Genomic DNA, 14541 nt, shown 5'->3' on the forward strand with positions numbered 1-14541 from the left:
GAGACCCGCACGTGTCGGGGCGGCGAGGAAGGGCCCGGCGGATGCCGCTGCCTGGCCGTCGAACGGAGCGACCCGCACGAGCCGCCACGGCTCCTCGGCGGTGCGCGCCCGCACGATCACGGAGTCCGCCCAGCGGCTCACGCGCACTGTGATCTCGCTCTCGAGCCACTCGTCGACGAAGCCGACGGACCAGTCCGACCCTCCGTCGGTGACCACGGCGCCGAGCCCGAGGTGGTCGTCGGCGTACTCGACGCCGGTCTTCACCCAGTGTTCGTCGTCGATCCGCACGAAGATGCCCGCCTGGTCGAACTGGCCGTCCCACGGCGCCCGGAACGACACCTCCATCGCCTCGCCCACGGCGAGCGGTGCGAGCAGGGCGTGTTCGGTGTCGTGCACGAACCCGTAGGCGGTGCGCCGCCAGGCGTCGCTGCCTTCGACGGCAGTGACGTCGAAGTGCTCGGTGTCTTCCACGGCGGCGGGGTCGTGGGTCCAGGTTCCCTCGGACCAGGCAATGATGCTCGAATCAGGCATATTTCCATTCCATAACCACATAGTGCATATAACTAAGAATATTCGTGATAAGGTTATCGCATGGTCATCGCTGTGATCGCAGACATCGTGGGCTCCCGTGAACTCGGGGACCGCGGCGCCGCACAGCGCGTGCTGGATGAGACCATCGCGCAGGCCGAGATCGACCTCCCGCTGGCGGCGCAGCCGTTGACGCCCACCGTAGGAGACGAGCAGCAGGGCGTCTACCGGGAGCTCGGCGATGCGCTCAGCTCGCTCTTCCTCATTCAGCTGCGACTGCCCGACGGGATCGCCTTCCGATTCGGCATCGGCGTGGGGGAGGTGCGCGCCGTCGCGTCCGTGCACGGCGAGCTCGCCGACGGTCCGGGGTGGTACGCCGCGCGGGCCGCGATCGAGACCGTGCACTCCCGTGAACAGCGCGCCGTGCCGCGCACGCGCACCTGGATTGTCGGAGCCCCGGGGCAGGATGAGGTCATGGCGTCGACGATCGCGGTCTCCAATGCCTATCTGCTCGCACGTGACGAGCTCGTGGGTGCGATGAGTGCGCGCGAGCGGCGACTCACCTACGGGCGCCTGGTCGGCCGCTCCCAGCAGGAGCTCGCGGCGCAGGAGGGCATCTCCCAGCCGAGCGTCTCGAAGTCGCTGCGACGTGCCGGATCCGCCGCGCTCATCGAAGGACTCGCCGCCCTGAGGGGAGAGCCGGCATGATCATCGCCGGATTCATCCTGCTCGCCATCGGAGCCGCAGACCTCGTGCGGCAGTTCGTCCCGCGGCGTTGGATCGGATACCTGGCCGCGGCCGTCGTGCTGCTCCTGCTCGGCAGCGTCAGCGATGCTCTCCTGCCCATGATCGCCGCGCTCGCGTCCGGCGCGCTCTGGGTCTGGTGCATGCCCGACGGGCGACCGTCACGCGCGGGGTTCTGGCCCGCCGTGGTCCTCGCGCTCGTCGTCGTCGGAGCCGTGATCTCGATGGGAGCACGCGCCCAGGCCGGACTCATCGGCGAGGTGTGGCAGTTGCGTTCGCCGTTCGGTGAGGTCACGTTCGACCTGGCGATCCTGGTGCTCGGGGTGTCGGCGTTCCTCCTCGAGTCCGCGAACCTCGTGGTGCGCGCCGCTCTCGACGGCGAACACACCTGGCGCCCCGCCGAGCAGGTCACCGAGGCCGGGCCCGTCGTCGGGGCCGCATCGGTCGGCGCGGAGATGCGCCAGACCCTCGCAGAACCGACGACTGCCCTCGCAGAACCGACGACGGATCCGGCACCTGTGGTGGCGGCCGCCCCTGATCCGCGGGCCGGCTTCCAGGGCGGGCGACTGATCGGCCCGCTCGAACGCCTCCTCGTCCTGATCCTCACGCTCGCCGCCGCGTACCCGATCCTCGCGGCGATGCTGGCGGCGAAGGGGATCGTGCGCTTCCCGGAGATCTCCCGCGACGGCGAGACCGGCGCCAGAGCCGAGTATTTCTTGGTAGGCAGCCTCGTCAGCTGGGTCATCGCCCTCGGCGCCGCCTTCCTCGTCTGGTGGGCGGCGCACAGCTGAGGCGCGATTCGACGGTGCGGGGCGCTGATAGCCTGGAGCGCGTGTCAACTCCCGATCTGACGACCGCACCCCAGGCGATCGACCCCGCGTTCGAGAACGTGTGGGACGAACTCGTGTGGCGTGGCCTGGTCCAGGTGTCCACCGACCAGGAGGCGCTGCGCGCCCTGCTCGCGGGAGACCCCATCACGTATTACTGCGGGTTCGATCCGACGGCGCCGAGCCTGCACCTGGGCAATCTCGTGCAGTTGCTGACGCTGCGCCGCATCCAGCTCGCCGGGCACAAGCCTCTCGGTCTGGTCGGCGGGTCCACCGGACTCATCGGCGATCCGCGTCCGACTGCCGAGCGAACGCTGAACACCCGCGAGACCGTCGAGGAGTGGGTTGGACGCCTGCGTGCGCAGGTCGAGCGCTACCTCAGTTTCGAGGGCGAAAACGCCGCCCGCATCGTGAACAACCTCGACTGGACCGCGCCGCTGAGCGCGATCGACTTCCTCCGCGAGATCGGCAAGTACTACCGCGTCGGCACGATGCTCAAGAAGGATGCGGTCGCCGCGCGGCTGAACTCCGACGAGGGCATCAGCTACACCGAGTTCAGCTACCAGATCCTGCAGGGGATGGATTACCTCGAGCTTTACCGCCAGTACGACTGCGTGTTGCAGACGGGTGGGTCCGACCAGTGGGGCAACCTCACCAGCGGGACGGATCTGATCCGCCGCGCCGAGGGCTCGTCCGTGCATGCGATCGGCACACCGCTGATCACCAACAGCGACGGCACGAAGTTCGGCAAGAGCGAGGGCAATGCGATCTGGCTCGACGCCGAGATGTGCAGCCCGTACCGGATGTACCAGTTCTGGCTGAGCACCGCGGATTCCGACGTCGTCGACCGCCTGAAGGTCTTCACGTTCCTGAGCCGCTCGGAGATCGAGGGGTACGCCGAACTCGTGGCGACGGAGCCGTTCCGTCGTGCCGCCCAGAAGCGTCTCGCGCTCGAAGTGGTGGCGACCGTGCACGGCATCGACGCGGCGGCGGCGGTGATCGCGGCATCCGAGGCCCTGTTCGGACAGGGCGATCTGACCGCGCTCGACGCGCAGACACTCCGCACCGCGCTGGAAGAGCTCCCGAATGCGACCGTCGCCACCGGCACCCCGGTGGTGGACGTGCTGGTCGCGACCGGGCTGGTCGCCAGCCTCTCCGAGGCGAGGCGCGCGATCGCGCAGGGCGGTGTCACGCTCGACGGCAACCGCGTCGAAGACGAGACTGCCACGGTCCAGGGCACTCTTCCCGGGGGAGTGTCCGTACTCCGTCGTGGCAAGAAGACCCTTGCCGGCGTCTTCCTCGGCTGAGCCTTCGCGCTTCGGATAGCAGAGCCGGATGCCTTTCACTCCCAGTCACGCGCTCGTGGCGCTGCCGTTCATCCGAACGCCGTTGGTGCCCGCGGCGATCGCGATCGGCGCCATGACGCCGGATCTGCCGCTGTTCGTGCGGGGTGTCGGGCTGAACTACTCGTTCACCCACACGTTCGGCAACATCCTGTGGACGGCACTCCTCGCGTTCGTGCTCTTCCTCGTCTGGCGCGTGATCCTGCGTCCCGCGGTGCCGGAACTCGTGCCGCTGTGGCTGGCGCGTCGGCTCCCGGAGGACTGGCGCGAGGGCGGCGCGGAAGCCGCACGACGAGCCGTCGGCGTGGGGGAGAAGCGCTGGTATCCGGTGCTCCTCGCGGTGTCTTTCCTGATCGGCGTGGCCTCGCACATCCTCTGGGATCTCTTCACGCATGAAGGTCGTGCCGGCGTGCAGCTGCTCCCCGGTCTCGACGCGATGTGGGGTCCGCTGCCCGGATTCAAGTGGCTTCAGCACGGGTCGAGTGTGATCGGCCTGCTCATCATCGGTGTCTGGGCACTGCTCTGGCTGCGTCGACGGGAAGCGCGCGCGGATTTCGCGCAGTCGCTGCCGCAGGGGGTGCGCATCGCGTGGTGGGTCTCGCTTCCGGTGATCCTGGTCGCTGCGCTCGTCTGGGGGATCATCGCGTTCGGTCCCATCGACACGGAGTTCACCGTGCAGCATCTGGCCTATCGCGTGCTGCCTCCGGCATGTGCGCTCTGGGGTGCGATCACCTTCGTGCTCTGCGTCGTTCTGGCGGTTCGCGGCCGTCGTCACCAGATCGCCTGATCCGACCCCCAGAGGTGCGGGGCATCGAACTCGAGGCCGGTCATCGCCGGTCGCGAGGTGACGAGGGACCTGCCGTCGACCTCGAAGCGCGCGAGGTGCGGGCCGACGTCGAACTCGGCCTCCCCTTCCGGCTCCCGGCTGCGCGGCATCCCGAGAAGTTCGGCGGCGATGCGGCGGAGCGAGGTGCCGGTGTACCAGGACCCGCCTTCGCCGGTGCGGCGTTGCAGCAGCGCCGTCACCGCGGCGGCGAGCAGGTATCCGGCACTGTGGTCGAGCGCCTGGGCGGGAAGCGTGCCCGGGCGGTCCCCGTCCGGCGACTCGATGAGCGCGATTCCGGATGCCGCCTGGACGAGGCTGTCGAAGCCGGCGCGATCGGGATGCTCCGTGCCCCAGGCACTCAGTTGCGCGACGACCAGGTCCGGATACCGTTCGGCGAGCACACTCGGATGAAGTCCCAGTCGGTCCAGCGCGGCGGGACGGTAGCCGAGCACCACGGCATCGGCGTCTGAGAGCAGGTCGTGCATCTGCGCGGTGCGCGCATCCAACCGTGCCGAGCGCTTGCCGTGCCCGGTGTCGAGGTGCTGCCACTCGGGTTCGGGCAGGTGCGGCGGATCGATGCGCAGCACGTCGGCGCCGAGGAGGGCGAGCGTGCGGGTGCAGACGGGACCGGCGATAACGCGGGTGAGGTCGAGCACGCGCATACCGGCGAGGGGGTGGCGATCATCCTGCGCCGCCGTCGCTCGTGAGCCGCGTGGGCGACGACGTGCGGAGGCGGCGGTGCGTCGGACCTCGAGAAGCGGCGTCGCTCGGAGGGCGCGATCAGCGGCGAGGTCCTCGGCGGCCACGGCGACGGCGAGTCCGCCGAGTCGGGTGATCCCCGCGACGGCGTCAGCCGTCGTCCGTTCCTCGAGTGCGACGCGGACCGCATCGGCGTCGGCGTCATCCTGCAGTCCGAGTGCGGTGCGCAGAGCGGCGGCGTGATGCGGGTAGTTCCCATGGGTCCTGACCCATCCGTCCGTGGTCCGCCAGAAACCCGAGTAGGGCGACCACACCGGGGGAGCGACGCCGTCGATCGCGAGCACGCGGTCGCTCCGGTAGGCGGTGGCCACACGGTGCGGGTCGATGAGCGCGGGCGAGCGACCGGCGGCGAGCAGGGCAGAGGCGACGCTGGCCCAGGCGAGTTCCGCGGTCGCCAGCCTGGAGGGGAGCGGGACCGTCGCGTGAGTGTCGAGCGCTGGATCGACGGGAGGGAGATCGAGCAGGATCCTGACCCGATCGAGCAGAGCAACCCCTGGGCTGATGGTCGGGTCATCGGTGGGCGAGAGCATGGCCAGATCGTACTCTCGAGCGCTCCTGGTGGCGGAAATCACGGCTGATCCGGAGTAAAGCGCCGAGGGTGCCCGGGCGACACGCCCGGGGTGTATGCCCCGATTTGCCAGAACCCCAGAACCCCCGTAACTTATTACTTGTTCGCCCCACAGGGAAGCGGAGGAGCCAAGAGCTTCACCCCCCTCAAGCGGAGAACCACTCCCGATCCACTCTCACTTGAGAGATCAGGCGCTTGCGTCTAGGATAGGGAATCCACCTCTTCTGCGGCTGTCATCAGCTGCGCTGCGGATCTCTGATCTGCACGGCGCGCCGATTTGACAAGCGGGACAGGGTGGGTAAGATAGAGAAGTTGCCCTGCGGGCCTGGCTGTGATGGCTGGGTCGTGGGAGCATCCGATCCTTGAGAACTCAACAGCGTGCACTTGTCAAATGCCAAATTATCCTCGTCTCCACTTCGGTGGGGGTGAGAATTCCTTTGGATCAAAGACCAACCTCCTTGTGGGGTTGGCAACGGATAAAGTCAGCAATGAATTTGTCTCTTTGGTCAGCATCAAACTCGCTGCGTCACCGTTTTCCCGGTGTCGTATGCATTTCTTTTTTACGGAGAGTTTGATCCTGGCTCAGGATGAACGCTGGCGGCGTGCTTAACACATGCAAGTCGAACGGTGAACACGGAGCTTGCTCTGTGGGATCAGTGGCGAACGGGTGAGTAACACGTGAGCAACCTGCCCCTGACTCTGGGATAAGCGCTGGAAACGGCGTCTAATACTGGATATGTGACGTGACCGCATGGTCTGCGTCTGGAAAGAATTTCGGTTGGGGATGGGCTCGCGGCCTATCAGCTTGTTGGTGAGGTAATGGCTCACCAAGGCGTCGACGGGTAGCCGGCCTGAGAGGGTGACCGGCCACACTGGGACTGAGACACGGCCCAGACTCCTACGGGAGGCAGCAGTGGGGAATATTGCACAATGGGCGCAAGCCTGATGCAGCAACGCCGCGTGAGGGACGACGGCCTTCGGGTTGTAAACCTCTTTTAGCAGGGAAGAAGCGAAAGTGACGGTACCTGCAGAAAAAGCGCCGGCTAACTACGTGCCAGCAGCCGCGGTAATACGTAGGGCGCAAGCGTTATCCGGAATTATTGGGCGTAAAGAGCTCGTAGGCGGTTTGTCGCGTCTGCTGTGAAATCCGGAGGCTCAACCTCCGGCCTGCAGTGGGTACGGGCAGACTAGAGTGCGGTAGGGGAGATTGGAATTCCTGGTGTAGCGGTGGAATGCGCAGATATCAGGAGGAACACCGATGGCGAAGGCAGATCTCTGGGCCGTAACTGACGCTGAGGAGCGAAAGGGTGGGGAGCAAACAGGCTTAGATACCCTGGTAGTCCACCCCGTAAACGTTGGGAACTAGTTGTGGGGTCCATTCCACGGATTCCGTGACGCAGCTAACGCATTAAGTTCCCCGCCTGGGGAGTACGGCCGCAAGGCTAAAACTCAAAGGAATTGACGGGGACCCGCACAAGCGGCGGAGCATGCGGATTAATTCGATGCAACGCGAAGAACCTTACCAAGGCTTGACATATACGAGAACGGGCCAGAAATGGTCAACTCTTTGGACACTCGTAAACAGGTGGTGCATGGTTGTCGTCAGCTCGTGTCGTGAGATGTTGGGTTAAGTCCCGCAACGAGCGCAACCCTCGTTCTATGTTGCCAGCACGTAATGGTGGGAACTCATGGGATACTGCCGGGGTCAACTCGGAGGAAGGTGGGGATGACGTCAAATCATCATGCCCCTTATGTCTTGGGCTTCACGCATGCTACAATGGCCGGTACAAAGGGCTGCAATACCGCGAGGTGGAGCGAATCCCAAAAAGCCGGTCCCAGTTCGGATTGAGGTCTGCAACTCGACCTCATGAAGTCGGAGTCGCTAGTAATCGCAGATCAGCAACGCTGCGGTGAATACGTTCCCGGGTCTTGTACACACCGCCCGTCAAGTCATGAAAGTCGGTAACACCTGAAGCCGGTGGCCTAACCTTTTTGGAGGGAGCCGTCGAAGGTGGGATCGGTAATTAGGACTAAGTCGTAACAAGGTAGCCGTACCGGAAGGTGCGGCTGGATCACCTCCTTTCTAAGGAGCATCTGACACCTCCGGGTGTCCAGAACCCAGATCGAAGGCATTCGTTCTTCGCTGGGAGCTCATGGGTGGAACATTTGACATGGTGTGAAGGATGTTGTTCTTCTCTAGTACGTCGGGTCTTCGGATCTGGTGGGAACGGGGAGGGTGGCGGATGTCGCACCTGCACGCTGTTGGGTCCTGAGGGACCGGATGCGCACTGGCCTTTGGGTCGAGTGCACAGTCGGTTACTCTGGGCCTCTTTCTGTTTCCCCCGTGTGGGGTTGTGGATGGGGCACCGCCCGTACTTTGAGAACTACACAGTGGACGCGAGCATCTTGCAGCTGACTTCGGTCAGTTGCACAAGATGATCTTAAAGATCATTAGTCAATTTCAGATTCCATCTTCGGGTGGGGTCGAGTTTTTGATTCAAACTCATGTGATTTCAAGTCTTTAAGAGCAAACGGTGGATGCCTTGGCATCTGGAGCCGAAGAAGGACGTAGCAATCTGCGATAAGCCTCGGGGAACTGATAAGCAAGTTTTGATCCGAGGGTGTCCGAATGGGGAAACCCCGCTGGGCGGCGTGCCGACCTAGTGACTCCCGCCTGAATATATAGGGCGGGTAGAGGGAACGTGGGGAAGTGAAACATCTCAGTACCCACAGGAAGAGAAAGCAACCGCGATTCCGTTAGTAGTGGCGAGCGAAACCGGAACAGGCTAAACCTAGCGTGTGTGATAGCCGGCAGGTGTTGCACGTTGGGGGTTGTGGGACTTTTCAGTCATCTCTGCCGAGGTGGCGGCGTTACAAGAAGGTATAGACGAACGGTCTTGAAAGGCCGGTCATAGAGGGTGCCAACCCCGTAGTCGAAATGCCTCTCTTGGCGCGAAGAGTATCCCAAGTAGCACGGGGCCCGTGAAATCCCGTGTGAATCTGTCAGGACCACCTGATAAGCCTAAATACTCCCAGATGACCGATAGCGGACAAGTACCGTGAGGGAAAGGTGAAAAGTACCCCGGGAGGGGAGTGAAATAGTACCTGAAACCGTTTGCTTACAAACCGTTGGAGCCTCCTTAGTAGGGGTGACAGCGTGCCTTTTGAAGAATGAGCCTGCGAGTTAGCGATATGTGGCGAGGTTAACCCGTGTGGGGTAGCCGTAGCGAAAGCGAGTCTGAATAGGGCGATTCAGTCGCATGTCCTAGACCCGAAGCGAAGTGATCTATCCATGGCCAGGTTGAAGCGACGGTAAGACGTCGTGGAGGACCGAACCCACTTAGGTTGAAAACTGAGGGGATGAGCTGTGGATAGGGGTGAAAGGCCAATCAAACTTCGTGATAGCTGGTTCTCTCCGAAATGCATTTAGGTGCAGCGTTGCGTGTTTCTTGCCGGAGGTAGAGCTACTGGATGGCCGATGGGCCCTACAAGGTTACTGACGTCAGCCAAACTCCGAATGCCGGTAAGTGAGAGCGCAGCAGTGAGACTGTGGGGGATAAGCTTCATAGTCGAGAGGGAAACAACCCAGACCACCAACTAAGGTCCCAAAGCGCGTGCTAAGTGGGAAAGGATGTGGAGTTGCCTTGACAACCAGGAGGTTGGCTTAGAAGCAGCCACCCTTGAAAGAGTGCGTAATAGCTCACTGGTCAAGTGATTCCGCGCCGACAATGTAACGGGGCTCAAGCACGCCACCGAAGTTGTGGCATTGACATTATTGGTAGGCCTTCGTGGTCCAGCCGTGTTGATGGGTAGGAGAGCGTCGTGTGGCCAGCGAAGCGGCGGTGTGAACCAGCCGTGGAGGCTACACGAGTGAGAATGCAGGCATGAGTAGCGAATGACGTGTGAGAAACACGTCCTCCGAAAGACCAAGGGTTCCAGGGTCAAGCTAATCTTCCCTGGGTAAGTCGGGACCTAAGGCGAGGCCGACAGGCGTAGTCGATGGACAACGGGTTGATATTCCCGTACCGGCGAAGAACCGCCCAAGCTAATCCAGTAGTGCTAAGTGTCTGAATCCCAGTGACTGATCCCTTCGGGGTGACGCTCTGGGCCTAGCGCACGACCCCATTCTGGTGCGGTTAGCGTATTAACAGGTGTGACGCAGGAAGGTAGCCCAAGCCAGGCGATGGTTGTCCTGGTGCAAGTGCGTAGGCCGAGTCGTAGGCAAATCCGCGATTCATTAAGGCTGAGACACGATGCGGATAAAAAGTGGGTGATCCTATGCTGCCAAGAAAAGCATCGACGCGAGGTTCTAGCCGCCCGTACCCCAAACCGACTCAGGTGGTCAGGTAGAGAATACCAAGGAGATCGAGAGAATCGTGGTTAAGGAACTCGGCAAAATGCCCCCGTAACTTCGGGAGAAGGGGGGCCTTCGGCGTATAGGGATTTACTCCCGAAAGCGTTTGGAGGCCGCAGAGACTAGTGGGTAGCGACTGTTTACTAAAAACACAGGTCCGTGCCAAGTCGCAAGACGATGTATACGGACTGACGCCTGCCCGGTGCTGGAAGGTTAAGAGGACCGGTTAGCCGTAAGGCGAAGCTGAGAATTTAAGCCCCAGTAAACGGCGGTGGTAACTATAACCATCCTAAGGTAGCGAAATTCCTTGTCGGGTAAGTTCCGACCTGCACGAATGGCGTAACGACTTCCCAACTGTCTCAACCGCGAACTCGGCGAAATTGCATTACGAGTAAAGATGCTCGTTACGCGCAGCAGGACGGAAAGACCCCGTGACCTTTACTACAGCTTGGTATTGGTGTTCGGTGTGGCTTGTGTAGGATAGGTGGGAGACTTTGAAGCATGGACGCTAGTTCGTGTGGAGTCATTGTTGAAATACCACTCTGGTCACTCTGGATATCTAACTTCGAACCGTAATCCGGTTCAGGGACAGTGCCTGGTGGGTAGTTTAACTGGGGCGGTTGCCTCCCAAAAAGTAACGGAGGCGCCCAAAGGTTCCCTCAACCTGGTTGGCAATCAGGTGTCGAGTGTAAGTGCACAAGGGAGCTTGACTGTGAGACTGACAGGTCGAGCAGGGACGAAAGTCGGGACTAGTGATCCGGCAGTGGCTTGTGGAAGCGCTGTCGCTCAACGGATAAAAGGTACCTCGGGGATAACAGGCTGATCTTGCCCAAGAGTCCATATCGACGGCATGGTTTGGCACCTCGATGTCGGCTCGTCGCATCCTGGGGCTGGAGTAGGTCCCAAGGGTTGGGCTGTTCGCCCATTAAAGCGGTACGCGAGCTGGGTTTAGAACGTCGTGAGACAGTTCGGTCCCTATCCGCTGCGCGCGTAGGAAATTTGAGAGGATCTGACCCTAGTACGAGAGGACCGGGTTGGACGAACCTCTGGTGTGTCAGTTGTTCCGCCAGGAGCACCGCTGATTAGCTACGTTCGGGATGGATAACCGCTGAAAGCATCTAAGCGGGAAGCCGGCCTCAAGATGAGATTTCCATACCTTCGGGTGAGAGGCTCCCAGCCAGACTACTGGGTTGATAGGCCAGATGTGGAAGTGCAGTAATGCATGCAGCTGACTGGTACTAATAAGCCGATGACTTGATAACACACCGTTTGTTGGTGCTACGCGTCCACTGAGTGGTTCTCGATGTACGGTCGAGAACCGCATAACAACAATGACTTTGTTATGTGTTTGATTGAAACATCAATAGTGTTTCGGCGGCCATAGCGTGAGGGAAACGCCCGGTTACATTCCGAACCCGGAAGCTAAGCCTCACAGCGCCGATGGTACTGCAGGGGGGACCCTGTGGGAGAGTAGGACACCGCCGGACTCCTTTTAGACAAAATGGCCACCCATCGATGGGTGGCCATTTTGCGTTTACACGAATAGAACAGGGAGCATCATGCCAGAAGAGGAAGAGCGCCGTCCGCGTCGCAACGACGACAGCGGATCGCGCGGTAATCGCGCTTCTGGCGGACGCCCCGGAAACAGCCGTGACGGTGCAGCCCCGCGCCGTGAGGGCGGCGGGTACAACCGGGATGGTGGTGCCCCGCGTCGTGAGGGCGGTGGCTACAACCGTGACGGTGCGGCTCCCCGTCGTGAGGGTGGCGGCTACAACCGTGATGGTGGTGCCCCGCGTCGCGAGGGCGGTGGCTACAACCGTGACGGTGCAGCCCCGCGTCGCGAGGGCGGTGGGTACAACCGTGACGGTGGTGCCCCGCGTCGCGAAGGTGGCGGGTACAACCGTGACGGTGCAGCTCCCCGTCGTGAAGGCGGTGGCTACAACCGTGATGGTGGTGCCCCGCGCCGCGATTCGGCGCCGCGCCGTGACGGTGGTGATCGCGACAAGTCCCGCTCGTTCCCGCAGCGCGGAGGCGCCGGTCGGGAGCGTCCGGCTCAGGCGGCGAATGAGCGTCCGCGGTTCGATGAGCCGCAGATTCCCGACGAGATCACTGCGCGCGACCTCAACGGGGGCGCTCGCAACGAGCTCAAGACCCTGAGCAAGGAGAACGCCGAGCACGTCGCGCGTCACCTGGCGATGGCGTCGAAGCTCATCGACGAGGACCCCGCGCTTGCGCACGAGCACGCGCTGGCGGCGTCTCGACGCGCTGGCCGTATCGCGATCGTCCGCGAGACTCTCGGCATCACCGCTTACGCGACGGGTGACTTCGCCCTTGCTCTCCGCGAACTCCGCACCTACCGACGCATCTCGGGCAAGGACGATCAGATCGCGCTGATGGTCGACAGCGAGCGTGGCATCGGACGTTCCGATCGCGCGCTCGAGACCGGCCGCGCTGTGGACCGGTCTGCCCTCGAGACTCCCGTGCGTGTCGCACTGGCGATCGCGATGTCGGGTGCTCGTCTGGATCAGGGCGATCTGGAGCTTGCGCTCGGCGAGCTCGAGATCCCCGAGCTCGACCCGGATCGGGCTTTCGAATGGAGCCCTGCTCTGTTCGCCGCTCGTGCCGCTGTTCTCGAAGACCTCGGACGCACCGATGAGGCCGCTTTCTGGGCACACCGTGCCGAGGTCGCTGCCGAGGCACTCGGGATCGACGAGGCCGGTGACGAGGAGATCTTCATCGAGGACAGCATGATCGAGGGCGAGTTCCTCGACGACGAGGTCGCCGAACCGGCCGATGAAGCAGACGAGGCTGACGTCGTCGAGGCCGCTGCGGATTCCGACGAGACGGATGACGAAGCGGACGAGGAAGTGTCTGAAGAGCCCGCTGCGGACTCCGACGCCATGGCTGACGAGACCGACGCCGAAGAGCCCACGGTCGAGGACGAGGTCCGCGAGCTCCTGGGTGAGGACGAGACCGACGACGCGGACCCGGAGGCGTAGTGGCGCTGTTCTCACGCAAGCGCGCTCTGCGCACCCCCGTCGACGGGGTCGACACGATCCTCGCTGATCTCGACGGCGTGGTGTACGCAGGCCCCGGCGCATTGCCGCATGCGGTCGACAGTCTCAATGAGGCCGCGAAGTCGGCGCGACTCGGTTACATCACCAACAACGCGGCCCGCACTGACGCATCCGTCGCGGAGCACCTCAGCAGCCTGGGGCTCCGCGTCGATGCGGCCGATGTGGTCACGAGCCCGCAGGCGGCGATGCGGCTGATGGCGAAGATGGTGCCCGCGCCGGCGACGATCCTCGTCGTCGGCGGCGACGGCCTCGTCGACGAGGTGCAGAAGGCCGGCTACACGGTCACGCGCAGCGCCGAGGATTCGCCGAGCGCCGTCGTCCAGGGGTTCGCCCCGGAGGTGGCGTGGACCGATCTCGCCGAAGCCGCATTCGCCCTCAAACTTCCCGAAGACGAGGGTGGGATCCCATGGATCGCCACGAACACGGATTGGACGATCCCGCGTGAGCGCGGTGTCGCACCGGGTAACGGCACTCTCGTGTCCGCGGTGCACACGGCCATCGGTCGGCTGGCTACCGTCGCCGGCAAGCCGGAGGCCCCCATCTTCGAAGAGGCGCTCGCCCGGTTCGGCGCACAGAAGGCGCTGTTCATCGGCGACCGGCTCGACACGGACATCATGGGTGCGAGCCGGGTCGGGATCGACTCGGTGCTCGTCCTCACCGGAATCGACCGTCCCAAGCATGTGCTGGCCGCTCCCGAGGGCTCGCGCCCGACCTACATCCTCGGCGACCTGCGTGAGCTGCATGTCCCGTACCCGGAGGTCACGGAACGCGATGGCGTGTTCGACGTGAACGGCGCCGCCGTGCGGGTCGTGGGGGCGGACGTCGAGATCGTGACGGAGTCCGGATCTCAGATCGACCTGCTGCGCGCCGGCGCGGCCGCGATCTGGGCATCGGGGACACCCGTGTTCGTGCTGCGCGTTCCCGAGCGTCTCTACGACGACCCCTTCCATCGCCCCTGAGGCAGCTCGCGTCGCTCCGGCCGCCGTCGGAGGCGCCGCGTACAGTGGAACCGTGAGCGAAGAGACGACGAGTGCGCCGACCGACGGCCTGTGGAGCCGTCTGCGTCTGATCGAGGGGCAGCCCCTTCCGGCGCGAGCCGATGCGTACGCGAGCCTGCACGACGAGCTCTCCCGACGCCTCGAGAGCGGCGCGAAGCTCGATCAACGGGAGACTCCGGGATCCCGATGACGCGACTCGATGCCGCCCTCGCCGCCCGAGGACTCGCCCGTTCGCGCAGCCACGCCGCCACGCTCATAGCCGAAGGGCTCGTGAGCATCGATGGCCGCCAGGCGGTGAAGGCTTCGACCGCCGTCGACGATGAGGCGCAGATCACGATCGCGGGTGCCGACCACTATGTCGGCCGCGCGGCCCACAAGCTCATCGCCGGGCTCGACGGATTCGCGATCCCCGTCGAGGGGCGGCTCGCACTGGACATGGGGGCCTCCACGGGAGGTTTCACGCAGGTGCTCCGCGAGCGCGGCGCACGAAAGGTCCTCGCGGTCGACGTCGGGCACG

Annotated in this window: 10 protein-coding genes and 3 rRNA genes; 11 read left to right on the top strand and 2 right to left on the bottom strand. The window is 63.5% G+C overall.

Features of this window, described 5'->3' with window-relative positions; genetic code table 11:
• A partial coding sequence (locus tag ACNPM4_RS00160) for a DUF1349 domain-containing protein (RefSeq protein WP_448984276.1) occupies window positions 1-531 on the bottom strand: 531 nt, incomplete at its 3' end.
• Between the two features lie 60 nt (window positions 532-591).
• Between ACNPM4_RS00160 and ACNPM4_RS00165 the strand changes: the two genes are divergently transcribed.
• Genes ACNPM4_RS00165 through ACNPM4_RS00180 form a run of 4 tightly spaced genes read left to right on the top strand, consistent with a single transcriptional unit; the run spans window position 592 to window position 4229 of the window.
• Window positions 592-1236, top strand: coding sequence for a SatD family protein (locus ACNPM4_RS00165; RefSeq protein WP_029262465.1), 645 nt, complete (start codon window positions 592-594; stop codon window positions 1234-1236).
• Window positions 1233-2063 (top strand): hypothetical protein, encoded by an 831-nt coding sequence (locus ACNPM4_RS00170; RefSeq protein ID WP_448984279.1) that lies wholly within the window; start codon window positions 1233-1235, stop codon window positions 2061-2063. The genes ACNPM4_RS00165 and ACNPM4_RS00170 overlap by 4 nt, the downstream gene beginning before the upstream one ends.
• A 41-nt stretch (window positions 2064-2104) precedes the next feature.
• Complete coding sequence (gene tyrS, locus ACNPM4_RS00175) at window positions 2105-3406, top strand: tyrosine--tRNA ligase (RefSeq protein ID WP_400859149.1); 1302 nt, start codon at window positions 2105-2107, stop codon at window positions 3404-3406.
• A 28-nt stretch (window positions 3407-3434) separates the two neighbouring features.
• Entirely contained in the window at window positions 3435-4229 is a 795-nt protein-coding gene (locus ACNPM4_RS00180) for a DUF4184 family protein (RefSeq protein ID WP_400859151.1), read from the top strand.
• Here the strand turns inward: ACNPM4_RS00180 and ACNPM4_RS00185 are convergent.
• Window positions 4214-5557, bottom strand: a complete 1344-nt coding sequence (locus ACNPM4_RS00185; protein ID WP_448984281.1) for a CoA transferase — start codon at window positions 5555-5557, stop codon at window positions 4214-4216. The two genes, ACNPM4_RS00180 and ACNPM4_RS00185, sit on opposite strands and share 16 nt — an antisense overlap.
• Before the next feature lie 597 nt (window positions 5558-6154).
• Here ACNPM4_RS00185 and ACNPM4_RS00190 point away from each other — a divergent pair.
• The 7 genes from ACNPM4_RS00190 to ACNPM4_RS00220 all read left to right on the top strand — a co-directional run.
• Window positions 6155-7678 (top strand): 16S ribosomal RNA (locus ACNPM4_RS00190).
• Window positions 7679-8106: 428 nt separating this feature from the next.
• Window positions 8107-11211: ribosomal RNA gene (locus tag ACNPM4_RS00195) — 23S ribosomal RNA — on the top strand.
• 108 nt (window positions 11212-11319) lie between these two features.
• Window positions 11320-11436: ribosomal RNA gene (rrf, locus tag ACNPM4_RS00200) — 5S ribosomal RNA — on the top strand.
• The 16S, 23S and 5S rRNA genes sit together here, the layout of an rRNA operon.
• A gap of 72 nt (window positions 11437-11508) precedes the next feature.
• Window positions 11509-12948: a primosomal protein gene (locus tag ACNPM4_RS00205; protein ID WP_448984283.1), complete on the top strand. Its 1440-nt coding sequence runs from the start codon at window positions 11509-11511 to the stop codon at window positions 12946-12948.
• Entirely contained in the window at window positions 12948-13985 is a 1038-nt protein-coding gene (locus tag ACNPM4_RS00210) for an HAD-IIA family hydrolase (protein WP_029261480.1), read from the top strand. The genes ACNPM4_RS00205 and ACNPM4_RS00210 overlap by 1 nt, the downstream gene beginning before the upstream one ends.
• Window positions 13986-14037: 52 nt before the next feature.
• Complete coding sequence (locus tag ACNPM4_RS00215; RefSeq protein ID WP_167381665.1) at window positions 14038-14214, top strand: hypothetical protein; 177 nt, start codon at window positions 14038-14040, stop codon at window positions 14212-14214.
• Window positions 14211-14541, top strand: a 331-nt coding sequence (locus tag ACNPM4_RS00220; protein WP_448984285.1) for an SAM-dependent methyltransferase, incomplete at its 3' end; no start/stop codon positions are given. The genes ACNPM4_RS00215 and ACNPM4_RS00220, both read left to right, overlap by 4 nt.

It is taken from the genome of Microbacterium umsixpiens (assembly GCF_053543675.1).

What these genes read in the sequence shown, in the direction of transcription:
- ACNPM4_RS00185 (WP_448984281.1), bottom strand. Translation starts at nt 5,557, where the DNA reads ATGCTCTCGCCCACCGATGACCCGACCATCAGCCCAGGGGTTGCTCTG.
- ACNPM4_RS00205 (WP_448984283.1), top strand. Translation starts at nt 11,509, where the DNA reads ATGCCAGAAGAGGAAGAGCGCCGTCCGCGTCGCAACGACGACAGCGGA.
- ACNPM4_RS00170 (WP_448984279.1), top strand. Translation starts at nt 1,233, where the DNA reads ATGATCATCGCCGGATTCATCCTGCTCGCCATCGGAGCCGCAGACCTC.
- ACNPM4_RS00165 (WP_029262465.1), top strand. Translation starts at nt 592, where the DNA reads ATGGTCATCGCTGTGATCGCAGACATCGTGGGCTCCCGTGAACTCGGG.
- ACNPM4_RS00180 (WP_400859151.1), top strand. Translation starts at nt 3,435, where the DNA reads ATGCCTTTCACTCCCAGTCACGCGCTCGTGGCGCTGCCGTTCATCCGA.